Consider the following 20,622-nt stretch of genomic DNA (forward strand, 5'->3'; position numbering starts at 1 on the left):
CCCATGGGAAGCAGCGAACAGCCACTCGAAAGCACGCGTCAGCGTCTGGACAAGTGGCTGTTCTTTGCCCGCATGGCCAAATCCCGTTCGCTGGCCCAGAGCTACATTCAGTCGGGCCACGTAAGGGTCAATGGCGTTGCCATCCGCCAGCCCAGCCACATGCTGAAGGCGGGGGACAGGCTGGAGATCGGCTTTGAGCGGATGGACAAGGTACTCGTCGTCAAGTCCAGCGGAACACGGCGCGGACCCTATGAGGAAGCCAGACTTCTCTATGAGGACGAGACGCCGCCACGGGAACCTTCCGACAGTATGACGCGTCTTGAGCAGGCGTTGCGCCAGCCGGGCAGCGGGCGTCCCACCAAAAAAGAGCGCAGGGCGCTCGACAGGTTTCTGTCTGACAGCGACGGAAGCAAAGATTAGAATAAACCTCCGGGTCACACCCCTTTTTCAGAATTGTTTATCCTTGCTATCTGTAAGCAAAGGCATTACGTCACTTGCGAAATTGCCCTGTCTGAATTCCGGGCGACGGCTTGTGTTCCGAAGCCCAAAGACCCGGCCTGCATATTCTGGAGTTCATCATGACATATGTCGTGACCGACAATTGCATCCGCTGCAAATATACCGATTGCGTTGAGGTCTGCCCCGTCGACTGCTTTTACGAGGGTGAAAATTTCCTCGCGATCAATCCCGATGAATGCATCGATTGCGGTGTGTGCGAACCGGAATGTCCCGCCGAAGCCATCAAGCCCGATACGGAGCCGGGCCTCGACAAATGGCTGAAGCTCAATGCCGAATATGCGGCGATCTGGCCTAATATCACCATCAAGCGTGACCCGATGCCGGAAGCCAAGGAGATGGACGGCGTCGAAGGTAAGCTCGATCTCTATTTCTCCGCCGAACCCGGCCAGGGCGACTGATTTTTACGGCCCGACAGCGAAACCATGATTTAAAAAGCCCTCGAGTTGTTGCTGCGAGGGCTTTTTGCTGAGCGTCATCCGCTGCGGCCGGATTGCAGCGTGGTCGACAGCAATGTCAGAAGGGCCACGCTTTCCTCCAGGCTTTGCCGCTGACGGCTTTGCAGGATAGCGGCCTGCAGACGGTTCATCTCGCGGGCGATCGCCGCTGGCTGCCATGTTCGCAGCGCTCTTTCGATGATGGGTTTTCTGCGGAAATGAATGTGGCGCCCAAGTGTCTGCATGACCTGACCGGCCTGCAGTTTTTTCTCATCCATTTCGGCCCTCATCTGGTCGAGCAACTGGAATTGCCTGAGGCATCCCTGGAGGACGAGGAAGATCGGGGTCTTCGAAGAGACGATCTTCTGCGTTGCGTGGAAGAAGGCGTTTCTGTCGCCTTTCAGAATGGCGTCGACAGCATCGTCGGCGGAAACCGTGCTGGCGTCTCCGATGATCGCCAGTACATCGTCCTCCTCGACCACGTCGGCTCCACGGCAATAGAGCGCCAGTTTGCGGATTTCGTTGCGCGAGGCGATACGGTCGCCGCCAAGGGATTCGATCAGCCTCTGCCGTGCGGCCGGCGCAATACGCAGATTATCGGCTGAGAGTTCCTGATCGATCAATGCGTTCAACGAGCGCGCATCGTCGGCATAGCAGGGGATGGCTGCGATGGAGCGCGCCGGTTCTGCGATCTTGCGCAGTCCCGTACCCTTCTTGATGTCGCCTGCTTCGATGATGAGGAAGCTCGCTTCCGGTGGCGTTTCCGCCAGAATCTGGAGGGCGTCCACCAGCGCCTTTTCGGACGAAGCACCTTTAACCCAGACGAGTTTTTCGCCGCCGAAAAGGCCGATGGCATTCACCTCGTCGAGTAGACGGCCGGGGTCGCCCTGCAGATCGGATGCGGTCAGTTTCAGCGATGCGAAAGCGTCATCGGGATCGATACCGGTCTTTTTGGCGATGACGCCTGCGCGTTCCGACACGAGACCGCGATCCGGGCCGTAAAGCACGAAAACACGAAAGCGCTCCGCCGGGTTTTCGGCGAAGCGCTCAAATTCATGGGACTTTATCTCCGTCACGGCCGCCGCTCTCAGCGGCCGAGGGTGGCGGCGATATCGGTGCGGATGATTTCGGCAAGTTCCCGGGCCGCACGGTTTTCGGCGTCGCGAGTTGCCCGGATCTTGGCGAATTCCTGCTGCGGCAGATCCACCTGCGCCGTTACGCTGCGGCGTGCGGAGCGCAGGATCTGACCGTCGGAAACCCGCGTCAGCACATATTGACCACTCATCACGACACGACCAGGGTAAGGACCATCGTAATTATTGTTCGAGCGGGTCGTCAGGTCATAATTCTGCACTTCCGTCGAGGTAGCGCTCGAGCTTACGGAAACCTTGACGTTATATTGAGCCGTGGCCGGTTGGCCTGCGCCGCCAGCCATTAGAAAGATCAGTTGATTGCGGACTTCCTGCCCGGCCCTGCCGCCGATATCGGAGACGCTGACGGCCGCCAGCCTTTCCTTGGTGCCGGAAGCTTCCCCATAAAGCGGGCGCACCTGGCAGCCCGCCAGAAGACCAGCCATCGTCACGACGGAAATCGCTGCCGCGGCGCGGCTCCATCTTGAAAAAACGTCAGACAACAATGTTTACAATCCTCTGCGGAACCACGATTACTTTCTTGGGCTCGCCACCGGCAAGAATGGATTTGACGGCATCCAGCGCAAGGGCGGCCGTGCGGACCGCATCTTGATCCGCATCGCGCGCGATTGTCAATTCGCCACGCTTCTTGCCGTTGACCTGCACGGGCATGACGACTTCGTTTTCCTCGACCAGCGAAGCGACGAAGGCAGGCCACGGCGTCTGGGCCACGAGGCCCGTGTTACCCAGTGCGGACCAGCATTCTTCCGCCAGATGTGGCGTCATCGGGGCGATGATGCGGATGAGGATTTCGACGGCGTCACGCGCTGCCGCCTTGACGTCATTAGACTTGCCGCCCGCAGCGACATCCGCAAGGGGACCGGCGAGTGCATTGACCAGTTCATAGATGCGGGCAATGGCCTTGTTGAAGGCGAGCTTGTCCAGATCCTCCTGCACAGCTTTCAGCGTTTTGTGGGCCGCCTTGGAGGCCGCCAGCCCTTCGCCTTCGGTCGCAGGCTTCGGCTGGACGGTTCTCAGCTCTTCCGCCGCTTCGCCGATGATGCGCCAGACGCGCTGGACGAACCGGTTTGCGCCTTCCACACCGGCTTCGGACCAGATGACGTCACGATCGGGCGGAGAGTCCGACAGGACGAAGAAGCGTGCGGTATCGGCGCCGTAGGATGCGATGATGTCATCCGGGTCAACCACGTTCTTCTTCGACTTCGACATCTTCTCGATGGAGCCGATCTTCACCTCTTCGCCGGACGAGAGCAGGAATGCGCGGCGAGCCCCGTCGCTTTCCTCGATCCGCAGTTCCGCAGGCGGCACCCATTCGCGCGCCGTGCCTTCGCCGCGGCTATAGGTCTCGTGCACCACCATGCCCTGCGTGAACAGGCCCTTGAAGGGTTCCTTGACGCCGACATGGCCGGTTTCGCGCATGGCGCGGGTGAAGAAGCGCGAATAGAGCAGATGGAGGATCGCATGCTCGATGCCGCCGATATATTGATCTACCGGCAGCCAGTGATTGGCGACCTTCGGGTCCGTCGGTGCGTCTTCCCAGGGCGCGGTGAAGCGCGTGTAATACCAGCTGGAATCGACGAATGTATCCATCGTGTCGGTCTCGCGGCGCGCGTCATGACCGCATTGCGGGCAGGAGACATGGCGCCAGATGGGGTGCCGGTCCAGCGGGTTGCCGGGCACGTCGAACGTCACGTCATCGGGCAGTTTGACCGGCAGGTCCTTTTTCGGAACCGGGACCACACCGCAGACTTCGCAATGGATGACCGGGATCGGGCAACCCCAATAACGCTGGCGGGAAATGCCCCAGTCGCGCAGGCGGAAATTGACCTTGCGCTCTGCCTGCGGCGTATTGCCGAGCGTCTGCGTGGAAAGCTTCTGCACGACGGCCTCGAAGGCGTCAGCCGTCTTCATGCCGTTCAGGAAGCCCGAATTGATCATCACGCCGTCATCGGTGAAGGCGGTATCATCGATGGTGAAGTTTGCGGCATCGGGGCCTTCAGGGGCGACGACGGCCACGACCGGCAGGCCGTATTTGCGGGCGAAATCCAGATCGCGCTGGTCACCCGATGGGCAACCGAAGATCGCACCGGTGCCGTAATCCATCAGCACGAAGTTGGCGACATAGACCGGCAGTTCCCAGCTGGGGTCCAGCGGGTGCACGACCTTAACACCGGTATCGATACCCTTCTTTTCAGCCGTCTCGAGCGCTGCGAGCGAGGTGCCATGGCGGCGGCATTCGTCGCAGAACTCGGCAATCGCCGGATTGTTCGCGGACAGTTCTCTGGCCAGCGGGTGGTCGGCGGCGATGGCCAGGAAGGATGCACCGAACAGCGTGTCAGGGCGCGTCGTGTAAACGGTGATGTCGGAAAAACCTTCCGGAGCCGTCTCAGTGACGGTCTGCCAGCGCAGCGACAGGCCCTCGGAACGGCCGATCCAGTTCTTCTGCATCAGGCGCACTTTTTCCGGCCACTGGTCCAGCGTGTCCAGCTCGTCCAGCAGATCCTGGCTAAAATCGGTGATGCGGAAGAACCATTGCGTCAGTTCGCGCTGTTCGACCAACGCACCGGAGCGCCAGCCGCGGCCATCGATGACCTGTTCATTGGCCAGAACCGTGTGATCGACTGGGTCCCAGTTGACCTTGGACTGCTTGCGATAGACCAGACCCTTTTCCATGAAGTCGACGAACAGCGCCTGCTGGCGATGGTAATATTCCACATCGCAGGTGGCGAACTCACGGGTCCAGTCTAGCGACAGGCCCATGGATTTCAGCTGGCCGCGCATGGTGGCGATGTTCTGGTAGGTCCAGTCCTTGGGATGAACCTTGTTCTGCATGGCCGCATTTTCGGCAGGCATCCCGAAGGCGTCCCAGCCCATCGGGTGCAGGACGTTGAAACCGCGGGCGCGCTTGTAACGGGCGACGACGTCGCCCATCGCGTAGTTGCGGACATGGCCCATATGGATGCGTCCCGACGGATAGGGAAACATCTCTAGAACGTAATATTTCTCGCGCGGATCGCTGTTGTCGGTGACGAAAACCTTGTCCTCGTTCCATTTTTGCTGCCAGCGCGGCTCGGCGTCGCGAGGATTGTAACGTTCGATGGCCATTGTCTAAAATTCCGGGTATCGAGGGGAAAAATGTGCGCTGACCTTCACCATGAAACGACCGGGCCGTCAAGTTTGGCGGGACGTTCGGACGTTCAATCTTGGCCAGCGTGCCTCAAATGGTGCTAAAGGCGCTTGGCATCAAGGCAATCGGTGGCTAGTTAGCGTTGCGAATGGTTCAAATGAAGGTCTTGTGATGGAAATCGAAGCACGTCTCGAGGATGTCAGGCAGCGCATTGCCGATGTTGCGGAAAAATCCGGACGCAAGGCGGCGGATGTTGCCCTCGTCACGGTCTCGAAGACCTTCGACGCGGAGGCGATCCAGCCGGTCATCGATGCCGGTGAGCGCGTGTTCGGCGAGAACCGCGTGCAGGAAGCGCAGGGCAAGTGGCCGGCGCTTAAGCAGAAGACGCCTGATATCGAGTTGCATCTGATTGGCCCGCTACAGTCCAACAAGGCGGCGGACGCCGTGGCGCTGTTTGATGTGGTGCAAAGTGTTGATCGGGAGAAGATCGCCCGCGCGCTTGCCGAAGAATGCAGTAAACAGGGTCGCAGCCTTCGTTTTTATGTGCAGGTCAATACTGGCCTTGAGCCGCAAAAGGCGGGTATCGACCCGCGTGAGACCGTAGCTTTCGTGGATTTTTGTCGGGATGAGCTGAAATTGCAGGTCGAAGGACTGATGTGCATTCCGCCGGCGGATGAAAATCCGGGCCCGCATTTTGCGCTTCTGGCGAAGCTTGCCAAACAATGTGGGCTTGAGAAGCTTTCCATGGGCATGTCGGGCGATTTCGAAACTGCCGTGGAATTCGGCGCGACGAGTGTTCGTGTGGGTTCGGCGATCTTCGGTGCGCGATAAGGCTGCAAATTAAAAACCCGGCGCTGAGGCCGGGTTTTTAAACTCTAAAAGACGTCCGATCAGTAGTGATCGTCCTCGTCTTCGTCCTTCTGCGTGGATTTCAGCGAGCTGAGCTTCTTGAAGACCGCATCGGCGTCGATCTGCTCGTCTTCCTCGCGCTGGAAGCTGTAGTCCAGACCTTCCGTCGCCGTTGCCGGCTGCAGCGTGTTATCCAGTTCTTCGGCAGTCGGCAGCGGACGGCCGCGCGAGGCGCGTTCGACCTCGAGGTCGAGATCGATCTGGCTGCAGAGGCCGAGCGTCACAGGATCCATCGGCGTCAGGTTGGCCGAGTTCCAGTGGGTGCGGTCGCGAATCTGTTCGATCGTCGATTTTGTGGTGCCGACGAGACGCGAAATCTGCGCATCCTTCAGTTCCGGGTGGTTGCGAACGAGCCAGAGAATAGCGTTCGGACGATCCTGACGCTTGGAAACCGGGGTGTAGCGCGGGCCGCGGCGCTTGGATTCCGGCACGCGAACCTTAGGCTCGGAAAGCTTGAGCTTGTGGTTCGGATTGCCTTCCGCGCGGGCGATTTCGTCACGGGAGAGCTGTCCGGTCGCGATCGGATCGAGACCCTTGATGCCCTGCGCGGCTTCACCGTCGGCAATGGCCTTGACTTCGAGCGGATGCAGTTTGCAGAACGTGGCGATCTGATCGAACGACAGCGCGGTGTTGTCAACCAGCCATACAGCCGTTGCCTTTGGCATGAGCAATTGTTGAGCCATAGATACAGTCCTTCTGTCCGTCCGCGCCGGTGTCGCGGGCGTGGTATCAACCACTGATTTCCGGGATATTGCCGCTCTATAACCGGATTGCATCATAATTGCAATTCTTTGCGAAACAAATGACCTTTGTCTAATTGCCGTGCGCAATTGACCTGCTATGAATTCAACACATGCCTGAGGTGGGAGTCTCGGGCCGCGTCAGAAGCCATACCCGGTTCCAGGAGGAGTTCATGTCTGCCAAAATCTACCCGGTGCTCAAGTCGGCGAAAGCCCGCACGCTCATCGATAATGAGCGTTACCAGAAATGGTACCAGGAGAGCGTCGAGGATCCTGAAAAGTTCTGGGACAAGCACGGCCGTCGGATCGACTGGTTCAAGCCTTATACCAAGGTCAAGAACACGTCGTTCAAGGGGCGCGTGCCGATCAAGTGGTTCGAGGATGGCCTGACCAACGTTTCCTATAACTGTATCGACCGGCATCTGAAGACGCATGGCGAGCGCACGGCGATCATCTGGGAAGGCGACAACCCCTATATCGACAAGAAGATCACCTATAATCAGCTCTACGACTATGTCTGCCGTCTGGCCAACGTGCTGAAGAAGCACGGCGTCAAGAAGGGTGACCGCGTCACGATCTATATGCCGATGATTCCGGAAGCGGCCTATGCGATGCTCGCCTGCGCGCGCATCGGTGCGGTGCACTCCGTCGTCTTTGGCGGCTTCTCGCCAGAAGCGCTGGCCGGCCGTATCGTCGACTGCGAATCGACCTTCGTCATCACTTGCGATGAAGGCGTGCGCGGCGGCAAGCCGATCCCGCTCAAGGAAAACACCGACAAGGCGATCGATATTGCCGCCAAGCAATATGTCATCGTTAACAAGGTTCTGGTGGTACGCCGCACCGGCGGCAAGACCGGCTGGGCGCCGGGCCGTGACATCTGGTACCATCAGGAAATCGCTACCGTGAAACCGGATTGCCCGCCGGTGAAGATGCGCGCGGAAGATCCGCTGTTCATCCTCTATACGTCCGGCTCCACCGGCAAGCCGAAGGGCGTGCTGCACACCACGGGCGGCTATCTCGTCTATACGTCGATGACGCATGAATATGTCTTCGACTACAAGGACGGCGAGGTGTACTGGTGCACGGCCGATGTCGGCTGGGTCACCGGCCATTCCTATATCGTCTACGGGCCGCTTGCGAATTGCGCGACGACGCTGATGTTCGAAGGCGTTCCGAACTTCCCGGATCAGGGCCGCTTCTGGGAAGTCATCGACAAGCACAAGGTCAATATCTTCTATACGGCGCCGACAGCGCTCAGATCGCTGATGGGGGCGGGCGACCAGTTCGTGAAGCGCTCCTCGCGCAGCAGCCTGCGGCTTCTCGGCACGGTCGGCGAGCCGATCAATCCGGAAGCCTGGGAGTGGTATTACCATGTGGTCGGCGAGGACAAGAGCCCGATCGTCGATACCTGGTGGCAGACGGAAACCGGCGGCATTCTCATTTCGCCGCTGCCGGGCGCGACCGATCTGAAACCCGGCTCGGCCACAAGGCCGTTCTTCGGCGTGCAGCCGCAGCTGGTCGATGCCGAAGGTAATGTGCTGGAAGGACCGGCGGACGGCAATCTGTGCATCATCGACAGCTGGCCGGGCCAGTCGCGCTCCGTCTATGGCGATCACCAGCGCTTTGTCGATACATACTTCTCCACCTACAAGGGCAAATATTTCACCGGTGACGGCTGCCGTCGTGACGAGGATGGATATTACTGGATCACTGGCCGCGTGGATGACGTTCTGAACGTGTCGGGCCACCGTCTCGGCACCGCTGAAGTGGAATCGGCGCTGGTGTCGCATCACCTTGTTTCGGAGGCAGCCGTTGTCGGTTATCCGCATCCCATCAAGGGGCAGGGCATTTATTGTTATGTCACGCTGATGGCGGGCCAGAACGGCGATTATTCATTGCGCGAGGAGCTGGTGAAGCACGTCCGCAACGAAATCGGACCGGTTGCGACACCGGATAAAATCCAGTTCGCGCCGGGCCTGCCGAAAACCCGTTCCGGCAAGATCATGCGGCGTATCCTGCGCAAGATCGCCGAGGATGACTTTGGTGCGCTGGGAGATACGTCGACGCTCGCCGATCCGGCCGTTGTCGACGACCTCATCGCCAACCGGCAGAACCGTACGGCGTGATCCGTTGAAAGGCTGCTCCGGCAGCCTTTTTTCTATTGGCGATTTTCACAAACAAAAACACCCGGAGGCGGAACCTCCGGGTGTTTTTAGTTGTATGCAGTCAGGATTACTGGCCGCGGATCTTCTTCAGGTCCGCCAGAACGGCGTCGACGATGTCGGCGCCGATTTCAGCCTTGTGCTTTTCGTAGACAACCATCGACTTTTCGCGAATGCGCGCCTGTTCTTCAGGAGACAGCGTGTTCACTTCGAGGCCAGCCGCCTTGATCTTTTCCAGCGACTTCTGGTTCAGCTCGCGGATGACCTTGCGCTCTTCGTCGCGGCCGACGACCGCGCATTCACGCAGGGCGGCCTGTTCTTCGGGCGTGTAGCTGTCGAAGATCGGCTTGGAGAAGAGGAAGAGGAACGGCGTATAGGCGTGGTTCGTCTCGGTGACGTATTTCTGCACCTCGTAGAACTTGGAGGTGTCGATCGTCACATAGGGGTTTTCCTGCGCGTCGATCGCGTTGGTTTCCAGCGCCGAGAAGACTTCGCCGAAGGCCATCGGCGTTGCATTGGCGCCGAGGTTCTGGAAGGTGTCGAGGAAGATGTTGTTCTGCATCACGCGGACCTTGAGGCCCGAGAAATCTTCCCACTTGTTCACGGCACGCTTGGAGTTCGACAGGTTGCGGAAACCGTTTTCCCAGTAGGCCAGGTTTACGAGGCCCTGTTCTTCCAGCTTCTTGTTCATCATGTCGCCGAAGGCGCCGTCCATGACGGCATCGGCTTCCTTGGCGTTGGAGAACAGGAACGGCAGGTCGAAGACGCCGAGCGACGGGATCAGGCCGACGAGCGGCGACGAGGACGTTACGACCGCTTCCTGAACGCCGGAGCGCAGGGCCTGGGTCGCCTGGAGGTCGCCGCCGAGCGCGCCGCCCCAGAATGCGGTCAGCTTCAGCTTGCCGCCCGACTTGTCGTCGAGGCAGGCCTGCATGGCCTTGATGCCGTTGCCGACCGGATGGTCCTGGTTGATGCCGTTGGAAACACGGATGTTGCGGCTGTTGAATTCGGCCATTGCCGGGGCAGCAGTGCCAACTGCGAAAGCGATTGCCGTGGTGGTCAGAAGAAGCTTTCTCATAATATCCTCCCTTGGATTGTTTGCGAGAAGCGGGTTGCGGGTTAACGGAGATACTGCAGTGGTACGAGGACGATGTCCGGGAAAATCACCAGAAGGAACAGCACGGCGACCTGTGTCAGCAGGAAAGGCAGTACGCCCGCCGTGACGCGGCCCAACGGAACCCTACCGACGCCGCTGACGACGTTCAGCACGACGCCAACAGGGGGCGTGATGAGACCGATACAGGTATTCATGATGAAGAGGACGCCGAAATAGACTGGGTCGATGCCCGCCTGCTTGATGATCGGCATCAGAACGGGCGTCAGGATCAGGATGGTGGGTGTCAGGTCGAGCGCAGTACCGACGACCAGGATCAGGACCATGATCGCAAACATCAAGAACATCGGACGGTCGATCAGCGGTTCGATGTAACCGACAACCTCGTTCGGAATGTTTGCAGCCGTGATAAGCCATGCGGAGACGAGTGCGGCGCAGACCAGGAACATGATGATCGAGGTGCTCTTGGCTGCGCGCAGGAGCACGTGCGGAAGCTCACTCGGCTTTAGTTCGCGGTAGACCACCATGCCGACAAACAGGGCGTAGGCAGCGGCCACGACAGCGGCTTCTGTCGGGGTCATGATGCCGGCCTTGATCCCTCCGAGAATGATAACCGGCATACCGAGCGCCCACCCGGCACGTGCTGTTGCCCGCATGCGTTGCTTGGCCGTGGTCTTCGGAAGCGGCGTTATGTTGTCCTTACGGACGACGAACAACCAGGTTGCGACCAATGAAAGGCCCATCAGCAGGCCCGGTACGATCCCCGCCATGAAGAGCTGGGTGATCGAGACGTTGGCGGCAACGCCGAAAACAATGAAGGCCATGGAGGGGGGGATGACCGGAGCGATGATACCGCCGGAAGCAATGAGACCTGCCGAGCGCGGCACGTTGTAACCGGCCTTCGCCATCATCGGGATGAGGATTGCGGCAAGCGCCGCGGTATCGGCTGCGGCCGAGCCGGAGATGCTGGCCATGATGATGGCCGCCATGATGGCGACGATCCCGAGACCGCCCCTGATATGACCGACGCAGGCGATCGCAAAATCGATGATGCGGCGGGAGAGGCCGCCAGAGTTCATCAGTTCACCGGCCAGAATGAAGAAAGGGATGGCGAGCAGCGTGAATGTATCCGCGCCGGCGATCATGTTCTGAGCGATGATCTGGGTATTGAACATGCCCATATACCACATGAGCACAACGCCGCAAAACATCAGCGAGAAAGCGACGGGAACGCCAATCGCCATAGCGCCGAGCAGAGAGCCGACAAAAACGAGGAGTGTCATGGTATCAGCGCTCCGAAAGCTGTTCGATCGTCATGTTTTCGCCCGCGAACTGGGCGATTTCGTCTTCCGTCACGCGGCCCGTAACGAGCCGGTACAGACGTTCCAGCGCAATGATGAACATCAGGGCGCCGGTGAACATGCCGATGCCGTAGACCCAGATCATCGATAGCTTGGTGACTGGCGCATGCATGCTGGCATTGATGCCAGACTGCTTCCACGTCCCCCAGAAGAAGATGGCGGAACAGGTGAGGATGACAATGTTTGATAAGATCATGCAGAGGATGCGGCCGCGGCGCGACAGGAACATCACCATGGTTTCGATACCCATGTGACCATGTTCCCTGAAGGCGACGACGGCGCCGGTGAAGGTGAGCCACACGAAAAAGAAGCGTGACAATTCTTCTGAGACGTTTATGCCCGAATTCATCGTGTAACGCATGACGACGTTGACGAAGACCATGATCGCCATGCCGGCAAGCAGCAGGACGAGAATGATTTCGAGAATCCGGTAAAAGAGATTGATGATCTTCTGCATTTTCCCCTCCCGAAGAAATATCTAGAGCAGCCCTCGTTTCGCCAGGTTGCGCATCAGGGCCACGGTGCCGAACGTCCATTCCGGGCATTCGTCCGTCGTCGTGACCCAGTTGATCAGCTTACCGAGCTTGGGCGTGGAGATTTCGACACGGTCACCCTTCGAATGGGTGAAGCCGAGGCCTGGGCCATGGCGGTCCTTGACCGGCGCAAACATCGTGCCGAGGAAGAAGACGGCGCCGTCAGGATATTGGTGGTTACGGTTCAAGAGCTGGGAGCTAAGGTTTTCCGGCGTGCGGCTGATCGCCTCCATCGGGCTGACGCCCGTCATGGTGAAACCGTCTTCGCCCTCGACCAAAAGCGAGATTTGCGACCTCTTCACATCTTCAATGGTGAAGTTTCCGTCGAACAGGCGGATGAAGGGACCGATCGCGCAGGATGCGTTATTGTCCTTCGCCTTGCTGAGCAGCAGGGCGGAACGACCTTCGAAGTCGCGCAGGTTGACGTCGTTGCCGAGCGTTGCGCCGACGATGCGGCCGTCTGAGGTGATGGCGAGCACCACTTCCGGCTCCGGGTTGTTCCACTGCGACTTCGGGTGAACGCCGATCAGCGCTCCGCAGCCGACAGAAGCCATGGCCTGCGCCTTGGAGAATATCTCCGCATCCGGGCCGATGCCCACTTCCAGATATTGCGACCAGAGGCCCATTTCCTGGAGCAGTTTCTTCACTTCGGCAGCTTTTTCGGAGCCGGCCTCAAGTCCCTTGAGATTGTCGCCGAGAACCGGCGCCAGTCGTCCGCGAATTTCCTGCGCGCGCAGCGGATCGCCCTTGGCCTGCTCCTCGATCACGCGTTCCAGCATGCTGTCGGCGAAAGTGACACCGGCGGCCTTGACAGCCTGAATATCGTTGGGGGCAAGGAGTTCGCCGGCGGAACCGTCCAGAAACGCTTCCAGCGCGCCGAGTGCGACAAGAGAGCCGGTGTCGGCGAGCCTCTGCACCAGATCCGTCTTTTCCAGAAGTTCGGACATGGTTGGGGAAATCGAAGTGAGGTCATAAAGCACGCCGCCCTTCAGCAGGACAGGGCAGGGGCCGTCTTCGCTTTTCGACCAGACGCGGCCGACGAGCAGCGCGTTTTCGAAATCTTCAGGCAAAATTGCGGCAGCGTCGATGGACCTTTTTCCGGTCATGTAGTTCTCCCCTTCAGCACCCCACAGGCCGCCTCCTGCGGTCTTATTGTCTGGATGTCTGACAACCTAATCCTATTCTTCTTAGTATGACTTTTGCTGCGAGTCTAGCGGCTACGCCGACAAAATTATCGTGTTCCGTGCCTCAATTACCGGAAAATCGTAAACCTGTCCTATAGCTTTTTCGGCCTGCTCATTTGCGGCTCAGAAGATGTCGAGTTCGAGATTGACCCGACTTGCAGCACCGATCAGATGCTTGCGCATGGCGTTCTTGGCGGCTGTGGCATCGGCCTTCTCGACGGCCTCGTAGATTGCCACATGCTCGGCGATCGTCACCTCGAGAATTTCACCAAAAACTGCACGCGAAAAAGCAATATTGATGGCGGAGCTGATGCGTTCCGCGATGAAGCCGAGGAACATCAGGAAATATTCGTTCTCAGTCGCTTCCGCCAGAATGCGGTGAAAGTCAAGATCGGCCGCGACGCCTTCCGTCGACCAATCGTCGGCGGTTTTCATCTTTTCCAAAGCTGCCGCTAGCCGCGTCAACTGCTGCGGGCTGCGGTGCAGTGCGGCCAGCCCGGCTGCTTCTATTTCCAGTGGCATGCGAAGCTGGAAAAGATCGCGGAAATTTTCCGGATCGTTCAGCCGCGATCGCTCGATTCGGATGGACAGTCTTTGCCGAGGATCGGTGACGAATGCGCCAACGCCCTGCCGGGTTTCAACAAAACCTTCGTTGCGCAATTGCGCGATCGCCTCGCGGATGACCGAGCGGCTGACCCCGAAAGTTTTTGCCAAAACATGTTCGGTTGGCAACCTGTCGCCCGGTCCGAGCTTCGAATCATTGATTTCGCGCGCAATCTCCGCAGCGATCCGGCCGGGCAGATGGTCGTTGCGATGAATCTGACTGAACTCCAGCGTCATGGTTGCTCCCGTTCCACAGAAACGATTGGTTCGTTTTCCCGCGGTAGGCGACTTCCTCCTTCGCCGTCCGCGGGGTTTTCAAAGGCCGCGCTTTCAGCCGCCTTCGCCGTCCTCGATTAGCTATCCGGTTGCAGGGTTATCTGGCAACCGGGATTCATCCGCAAATCAGGGTCGAAGGCGTTTTTCAGACCCGTGATCATCCGGCGCTGTACATCAGATAGCCGGCTTTCGAAATCAGAGCGTTTCAGGCGGCCGATGCCGTGTTCGGCGCTGATGCTGCCGATGTAGCGGTCGAGGACCTCGTTAACGAGTGTCTTGGACTTGTAGATAAATGCTTCGCGCTCTTCCGGCGTCGAACCGTTCGGCGGAAGCACGTTGAGGTGGACGTTGCCGTCTCCGACATGGCCGTAGGAAACCGCCAGGCACTCCGGCAGTTTTTCCGCCAGTTCCGCCTCGGCTTCTGCCACGAAAGCGGCGAGTTTCGACAAGGGCACGGAAATGTCGGTGCGCATATGGGCGCCGCGCAGCGCCTGCCCTTCGTTCATGCCTTCGCGGAACAGCCACAGCGATTGCGCCTGTGCCCGTGAAGAAGCGATCACGCCGTCCAGCACCAAGCCGTCTTCCATCACACCCTCAAGGAAGCGGCCCATCAGGTCGGCCGTGTCCACCAGACCGGAGCCTGAAATTTCCATCAGCACGTAAGCGGGGTAATCGCCGGCAATCGGCATTTTCAGGTCGGGTATAGCTTCGATCGCCAGCGTGAAGGCGACAGGCGGCATGAATTCGAAGGCGGACATCAGGTCGCAGCATTCGCGGCGGGCGCGGCGGTAAAGCTTGATGGCATCATCAAGCGAATTGAGGCCGAGAAGCGCCGTCTCGACATGTTCAGGATTAGGGTAAAGCTTGACGGCAACGGCTGTGACGATGCCGAGCGTTCCTTCCGCGCCGATGAAGAGTTGCTTCAGATCGATGCCGCGATTATCCTTGCGCAGCGTGGAAAGCCCGTTCCAGATGGTGCCATCTGGAAGGACCACTTCCAGACCCAGCACCAGTTCGCGGGTCATGCCGTAGCGCAGGACATTGATGCCGCCCGCATTGGTGGAGACGTTGCCGCCGATGCGGCAGCTGCCCTGTGCGCCGAGCGACAGCGGGAAGAACATACCCTTTTCCTCAACCGCATCCTTGAATTCCGAGAGAATGCAGCCGGCCTCCACGACGGCGGAAAAATCGTCGCTATCGATGGTGCGGATGGCGTTCATGCGCTCGAGGCTCAATACGACCTGACGCTTGGGGGCATCGGGAATGCCGCCGAGCACCAGACCAGTATTCCCGCCCTGGGGGATGATGGCGAGGCCGAGTTCGGCGCAGGCGCTGACCGTGTCGGAAACTTCCTTCGTCGAACGGGGGCGGATAACGGCCACGGCCGAGCTGGTGACGTCGCCATGCCAGTCGCGGCAATAGCGCAGCATGTCCTCTTGCGATGTCAGCAGCAAAGCTTCGCCCAGCCTGTTCTTCAGCGAGAACCGCAGTTCCTCGATGTCGTGTTCGCTCACGATCGTCATTTCACCCTCTCCGTCCAATCCGCCCTAAAGTGCCCTGGCAAGGGACGTGCCTTGATTTTGCCGGCGCCCTTGCTTTTTCCAGTTTGTAAAAAAATACTATTTTCAACTCGATCATATAAGGTTATCAGACAACCTTACAAGCTAATTTATCGGTCGGTTGGCCGATGATGTTTTTTCGGTCTCGGGAGAATGGTCGGGACAAAGAGGAGGAAGACATGCATATCGCAATCATCGGCGCCGCAGGCATGGTTGGCCGCAAGCTGACGCAGCGTCTCGTCAAGGATGGATCGCTGGGCGGCAGGCCGGTCGAGAAATTCACGCTTATCGACGTGTTCCAGCCTGAAGCGCCTACCGGTTTTTCTGGTGCTGTCGATGCACGCGCGGCCGACCTCTCCGCACCGGGTGAGGCTGAAAAGCTGGTCGAAGTCCGGCCGGACGTCATCTTCCACCTTGCCGCCATCGTCTCCGGCGAAGCTGAACTCGATTTCGACAAGGGCTACCGCATCAACCTCGACGGCACGCGTTATCTCTTCGACGCCATCCGCATCGCCAACGGCATGGATGGTTACAAGCCGCGCGTGGTTTTCACCTCGTCTATCGCCGTCTTCGGCGCGCCGCTGCCCTATCCGATCCCGGACGAGTTCCACTCCACGCCATTGACCAGCTACGGCACGCAGAAAGCGATCTGCGAGCTGCTGCTTTCCGACTACAGCCGTCGCGGTTTCTTCGATGGTATCGGCATTCGCCTGCCGACCATCTGCATCCGCCCCGGCAAGCCGAATGCGGCCGCCTCCGGCTTCTTCTCCAATATTCTGCGCGAGCCGCTGGTCGGCCAGGAAGCGGTGCTGCCGGTGCCTGAGAGCATTCGCCACTGGCACGCTTCGCCGCGTTCCGCCGTCGGCTTCCTCATCCATGGCGCAACGATTGACGTGGAAAAGGTCGGCCCGCGTCGCAACCTGTCGATGCCAGGCCTCAGCGCCACCGTCGGCGAGCAGATCGAAGCGCTGCGCAAGGTCGCCGGCGAAAAGGCCGTTGCCCTCATCCGCCGCGAGCCGAATGAGATGATCATGCGCATGTGTGAAGGCTGGGCCCCCGGTTTCGAAGCCAAGCGCGCCCGCGAACTCGGCTTTACGGCTGAAAGCTCGTTCGAAGAAATCATTCAGGTTCATATCGAGGACGAACTGGGAGGTTCACTAAAATGAGTGCTGGCGGGGAGGAGAAGAAGCGGTCTGTCGCCTTTATCGGCACGGGCCTGATGGGCGGGCCGATGGCCCGGCGTCTGCTGGGCGCCGGCTTTTCGGTCACCGTCTGGAACCGTAGCGCCGATAAGGCCGAGGCGCTTGTTGCCGATGGCGCGGTCGTCGCTGCATCGCCGGCGGAGGCAGCCAGGGGCGCCGATATCGTCATCACCATGCTGAGCGACGGCAAGGCCGTGGGCGAGGTGCTTTTCGAGGCCGGCATGGCCGAAGCGCTGAAAAAGGGTGCTGTCGTGATCGACAGCAGCTCGATTGCGCCGCCGATTGCGCGAGAACATTCCTCCCGGCTTCAGTCGTTGGGCATCCATCACGTCGATGCGCCGGTTTCCGGCGGTGTGCCGGGCGCGACGGCCGGTACGCTCGCCATCATGGCCGGTGGGGACGAGACGCTGATCTCGGGTCTTGCCGATGTTTTCGCGCCGATGGGCCGGCTCACCTATGTCGGTCCCTCGGGTGCCGGCCAACTGTGCAAGCTCGCCAACCAGCAGATCGTCGCCATCACCATCGGCGCGGTTGCCGAGGCGATGATGCTGGTGGAAGCGGGCGGCGCATCGCGTGAAGGGTTCCGTAACGCCATTCGCGGCGGTTTTGCCGAAAGCCGGATCCTGGAACTGCATGGCGACCGCATGGTGAAGCGCAATTTTGTGCCGGGCGGTCCGTCCAAGTTCCAGCTCAAGGATCTGAACGGCGTGCTGGCGACGGCCAAGGATCTCGCTCTCACCCTGCCGCTCACCCAGCAGGTCACGCGGGAATTTGATGATTTCGTCGGTGACGGCGGGGCCGATATCGATCATAGCGGCATCCTGCTTTACCTCGAAAAACTGAACAACCGGGAACAGGGCTGAAGCGATCTCATGAGCGACGACAAGACACCGATGCGCCGTTTGCGGTCGCAAGACTGGTTCGATAATCCCGAACATCTCGACATGACGGCGCTCTATCTGGAGCGTTTCATGAATTACGGCGTGACGCCGGAAGAACTGCGCTCCGGCAAGCCGGTCATCGGCATCGCCCAGAGCGGCAGCGACCTGACGCCCTGTAACCGCGTCCACGTGGAGCTGGTCAAGCGGGTGCGGGACGGTATTCGTGACGCGGGCGGCATTCCCATCGAGTTTCCGACCCATCCGATGTTCGAAAACTGCAAGCGCCCGACAGCGGCGCTCGACCGCAATCTTGCCTATCTGAGCCTCGTGGAGGTGCTTTACGGTTATCCGCTCGACGGCGTCGTTTTGACCACGGGCTGCGACAAGACTACGCCTTCGGCGCTGATGGCGGCAAGCACGGTGGATATTCCAGCCATCGTTCTATCCGGCGGGCCGATGCTCGACGGTTATCATGACGGCGATCTGGTCGGTTCTGGCACCGTCATCTGGCGCATGCGCCGTAAATACGGTGCTGGCGAAATCACCCGCGAGGAATTCTTGCAGGCGGCGCTCGAATCCGCGCCTTCGGTCGGCCATTGCAACACCATGGGCACCGCGTCCACCATGAATGCCATGGCGGAGGCGCTCGGCATGTCGCTCACCGGCTGCGGCGCGATCCCTGCAGCTTACCGTGAACGCGGCCAGATGGCCTATCGCACCGGCCGCCGTGCCGTCGAGCTGGTTGTCGAGAACATCAAGCCCTCCGACATCATGACGCGCGAGGCGTTTTTGAACGCGATCCGCGTCAATTCGGCGATTGGCGGCTCTACCAATGCCCAGCCACATCTGGCGGCCATGGCGAAACATGCGGGCGTGGAGCTTCGCGAGGAGGACTGGCAGGTTCACGGCTACGACATTCCGCTCCTTGCCAATGTCCAGCCGGCCGGTAAATGGCTGGGGGAGAAATATCACCGCGCCGGCGGCACGCCCGCCATCATGTGGGAGCTTCTCAACGCGGGCAAGCTCGATGGAAGCTGTCCGACCGTAACCGGCAAAACCATGGCGGAAAATCTTGAAGGCCGGGAATCCACCGACCGTGACGTGATCCTGCCTTACGATAAGCCGCTCAAGGAAAGGGCCGGTTTCCTCGTTCTCAAGGGCAATCTGTTCGATTTCGCCATCATGAAGACGAGCGTTATCTCGGCGGAATTCCGCCAGCGCTATCTGAGCGAGCCGGGCCGCGAGGGAATTTTCGAGGGCAAATGTGTGGTGTTCGACGGTTCGGAAGACTATCACGCCCGTATCAACGATCCGTCCCTTGATATCGATGAGCGCACTATCCTCGTCATTCGCGGTGCGGGGCCGCTCGGCTGGCCGGGTTCGGCTGAGGTCGTCAACATGCAGCCGCCGGATGCGTTGTTGAAAAAGGGTATCACCAGCCTGCCGACGATCGGCGACGGCCGCCAGTCGGGAACGGCGGACAGCCCGTCCATCCTCAACGCCTCGCCGGAAAGCGCGGCGGGTGGCGGACTGGCATGGCTGCGCACCGGCGATGTGATCCGCATCGATTTCAATGAAGGCGAGTGCAATGCGCTGGTGGCGGAGGCGGAGCTGGAAGCGCGCAAGGCTGACGGCATTCCCGCTGTTCCCGCGGATGCGACACCATGGCAGCGCATCTATCGTAAATCCGTAACCCAGCTTTCGGATGGCGCGGTTCTGGAAGGTGCCGCAGATTTCCGCCGGATTGCCGAGAAGATGCCCCGGCACAATCATTGATCGCATAGGACAAAATCCCCGGCCATGCCCGGGGATTTTTCTTTTCCAGGCGGTTTCGCAATTGAGTGCGACCTCTTAATGTACCCGCAAATCCGCATCACAGGGGCATGACATGACAGATATTTCGATGATAGAAGCCGCGCGTGGGCGCATCGGCAACCATGCGGTTCGCACACCGCTTCTTTCATCCTCTTTTCTGGACGAAATTGCCGGGCGAAAGCTGTTCGTGAAGGCTGAATGCCTGCAACGAACCGGTTCTTTCAAGTTTCGCGGCGGCTGGTCGGCCGTCTCCGGCCTTCCGGCGGAGGTGCGCGCCAAGGGCGTGATCGCCTTTTCCTCCGGCAACCATGCGCAGGGTGTGGCGCTTGCCGCGAAGCTGCACAATGTTCCTGCCATTATCATCATGCCGTCGGATGCGCCGAAGATCAAAATCGAAAATACCCGCGCTTATGGCGCAGAGGTCGTGCTTTATGACCGGGCGAACGAAGATCGCGATGCCATTGGAGATCGCCTTTCGAACGAGCGTGGGCTGACGCTTATAAGGCCCTATGACGAACCGCTGGTCATTGCCGGGCAGGGAACAGTGGGACTGGAGATTGCTGAACAGGGCGCGGAACTGGGCATCGATGCGGCGGAGGTTCTGGTGCCTTGCGGTGGCGGTGGCCTCACATCCGGCGTCTCCCTTGCGCTTTCGGCGAAAGCGCCGAACTACAAGGTCAGAACTTCAGAACCGGAACGGTTCGACGATGTGGCCCGCTCCCTTACCTCGGGCAGGATCGAGCGTAACGCCACGACCTCGGGTTCGATCTGCGACGCGATCGTCACGCCGCAGCCCGGCAATATCACCTTCCCGATCATGGCGGGGCTTTGCGGAAAAGGCGTCGTCGTGACCGAAGATGAGGCGCTGCGTGCGACGGTTCTCGCTTTCAACCGGCTGAAGATTGTTGTTGAACCCGGCGGCGCGGTGGCCCTGGCGGCGGCGCTATTTCATGGCGATGAACTGGAAAGCGAAACGGTGATCGCAGTTGCTTCCGGCGGCAATATCGATCCGCAGATCATGGCCGGCGCGCTGTCCCGTTTCGGGTGAGGTT

Annotated in this window: 18 protein-coding genes; 8 read left to right on the forward strand and 10 right to left on the reverse strand. The window is 59.7% G+C overall.

What is annotated here, in order from left to right:
- Positions 1-3 precede the first annotated feature (3 nt).
- Together ACQZ48_RS13710 and fdxA are read left to right on the forward strand one after the other, a co-directional pair.
- Positions 4-420, forward strand: coding sequence for an RNA-binding S4 domain-containing protein (locus ACQZ48_RS13710; protein WP_191217192.1), 417 nt, complete (start codon positions 4-6; stop codon positions 418-420).
- Between the two features lie 158 nt (positions 421-578).
- On the forward strand, positions 579-917 hold the full coding sequence (gene fdxA / locus ACQZ48_RS13715) for a ferredoxin FdxA (RefSeq protein WP_035222116.1): 339 nt from the start codon (positions 579-581) through the stop codon (positions 915-917).
- Positions 918-991: 74 nt separating this feature from the next.
- On the opposite strand, the gene holA is transcribed toward fdxA, so the two are convergent.
- From holA to leuS, 3 genes are read right to left on the reverse strand one after another with little or no spacing between them, the layout of a single operon-like run.
- Complete coding sequence (gene holA / locus ACQZ48_RS13720; protein ID WP_142912925.1) at positions 992-2,029, reverse strand: DNA polymerase III subunit delta; 1,038 nt, start codon at positions 2,027-2,029, stop codon at positions 992-994.
- Between the two features lie 11 nt (positions 2,030-2,040).
- Positions 2,041-2,586 (reverse strand): LPS assembly lipoprotein LptE, encoded by a 546-nt coding sequence (lptE, locus tag ACQZ48_RS13725; RefSeq protein WP_162520500.1) that lies wholly within the window; start codon positions 2,584-2,586, stop codon positions 2,041-2,043.
- On the reverse strand, positions 2,579-5,209 hold the full coding sequence (leuS, locus tag ACQZ48_RS13730) for a leucine--tRNA ligase (RefSeq protein WP_448728900.1): 2,631 nt from the start codon (positions 5,207-5,209) through the stop codon (positions 2,579-2,581). The genes lptE and leuS overlap by 8 nt, the downstream gene beginning before the upstream one ends.
- Before the next feature lie 193 nt (positions 5,210-5,402).
- Here leuS and ACQZ48_RS13735 point away from each other — a divergent pair, with 193 nt between their 5' ends.
- Complete coding sequence (locus tag ACQZ48_RS13735) at positions 5,403-6,062, forward strand: YggS family pyridoxal phosphate-dependent enzyme (protein ID WP_448728901.1); 660 nt, start codon at positions 5,403-5,405, stop codon at positions 6,060-6,062.
- A gap of 59 nt (positions 6,063-6,121) precedes the next feature.
- Here the strand turns inward: ACQZ48_RS13735 and ACQZ48_RS13740 are convergent, their stop codons facing one another.
- Positions 6,122-6,823 carry a DUF1013 domain-containing protein gene (locus ACQZ48_RS13740; RefSeq protein ID WP_162520501.1) on the reverse strand — a complete coding sequence of 234 codons (702 nt, stop codon included), beginning with the start codon at positions 6,821-6,823 and terminating at the stop codon, positions 6,122-6,124.
- A gap of 230 nt (positions 6,824-7,053) precedes the next feature.
- On the opposite strand from ACQZ48_RS13740, the gene acs reads away from it, so the two are divergent.
- Entirely contained in the window at positions 7,054-9,006 is a 1,953-nt protein-coding gene (gene acs, locus ACQZ48_RS13745; protein ID WP_077981324.1) for an acetate--CoA ligase, read from the forward strand.
- Positions 9,007-9,112: 106 nt separating this feature from the next.
- On the opposite strand, the gene ACQZ48_RS13750 is transcribed toward acs, so the two are convergent.
- The 6 genes from ACQZ48_RS13750 to ACQZ48_RS13775 all read right to left on the reverse strand — a co-directional run bounded on the left by ACQZ48_RS13750 (position 9,113) and on the right by ACQZ48_RS13775 (position 15,636).
- Entirely contained in the window at positions 9,113-10,120 is a 1,008-nt protein-coding gene (locus ACQZ48_RS13750) for a TRAP transporter substrate-binding protein (protein WP_137412319.1), read from the reverse strand.
- 41 nt (positions 10,121-10,161) lie between these two features.
- A complete protein-coding gene (locus tag ACQZ48_RS13755) occupies positions 10,162-11,439 on the reverse strand; it encodes a TRAP transporter large permease (RefSeq protein ID WP_077981313.1) in 1,278 nt (425 codons plus the stop codon).
- Positions 11,440-11,443: 4 nt separating this feature from the next.
- Positions 11,444-11,974, reverse strand: coding sequence for a TRAP transporter small permease (locus tag ACQZ48_RS13760; RefSeq protein ID WP_077981314.1), 531 nt, complete (start codon positions 11,972-11,974; stop codon positions 11,444-11,446).
- A 21-nt stretch (positions 11,975-11,995) separates the two neighbouring features.
- Positions 11,996-13,156, reverse strand: a complete 1,161-nt coding sequence (locus tag ACQZ48_RS13765) for a fumarylacetoacetate hydrolase family protein (RefSeq protein ID WP_448728902.1) — start codon at positions 13,154-13,156, stop codon at positions 11,996-11,998.
- 201 nt (positions 13,157-13,357) lie between these two features.
- Complete coding sequence (locus tag ACQZ48_RS13770) at positions 13,358-14,074, reverse strand: FadR/GntR family transcriptional regulator (RefSeq protein ID WP_077981316.1); 717 nt, start codon at positions 14,072-14,074, stop codon at positions 13,358-13,360.
- 116 nt (positions 14,075-14,190) lie between these two features.
- Positions 14,191-15,636 (reverse strand): FAD-binding oxidoreductase, encoded by a 1,446-nt coding sequence (locus ACQZ48_RS13775; protein WP_191217195.1) that lies wholly within the window; start codon positions 15,634-15,636, stop codon positions 14,191-14,193.
- A 215-nt stretch (positions 15,637-15,851) separates the two neighbouring features.
- Here ACQZ48_RS13775 and denD point away from each other — a divergent pair, with 215 nt between their 5' ends.
- The 4 genes from denD (at position 15,852) to ACQZ48_RS13795 (ending at position 20,618) form a co-directional block, all read left to right on the forward strand.
- On the forward strand, positions 15,852-16,838 hold the full coding sequence (gene denD, locus ACQZ48_RS13780) for a D-erythronate dehydrogenase (protein WP_191217196.1): 987 nt from the start codon (positions 15,852-15,854) through the stop codon (positions 16,836-16,838).
- The gene (locus tag ACQZ48_RS13785) at positions 16,835-17,737 is read left to right on the forward strand and encodes an NAD(P)-dependent oxidoreductase (protein ID WP_077981318.1); all 903 of its coding nucleotides are present in this window, start codon (positions 16,835-16,837) and stop codon (positions 17,735-17,737) included. The genes denD and ACQZ48_RS13785 overlap by 4 nt, the downstream gene beginning before the upstream one ends.
- A 9-nt stretch (positions 17,738-17,746) precedes the next feature.
- Positions 17,747-19,531, forward strand: coding sequence for an IlvD/Edd family dehydratase (locus ACQZ48_RS13790; protein WP_173990330.1), 1,785 nt, complete (start codon positions 17,747-17,749; stop codon positions 19,529-19,531).
- 112 nt (positions 19,532-19,643) lie between these two features.
- Positions 19,644-20,618: a threonine ammonia-lyase gene (locus ACQZ48_RS13795; RefSeq protein WP_191217197.1), complete on the forward strand. Its 975-nt coding sequence runs from the start codon at positions 19,644-19,646 to the stop codon at positions 20,616-20,618.
- The last annotated feature ends 4 nt before the right edge of the window (positions 20,619-20,622 follow it).

Source organism: Agrobacterium sp. 22-209-1 (assembly GCF_053522485.1).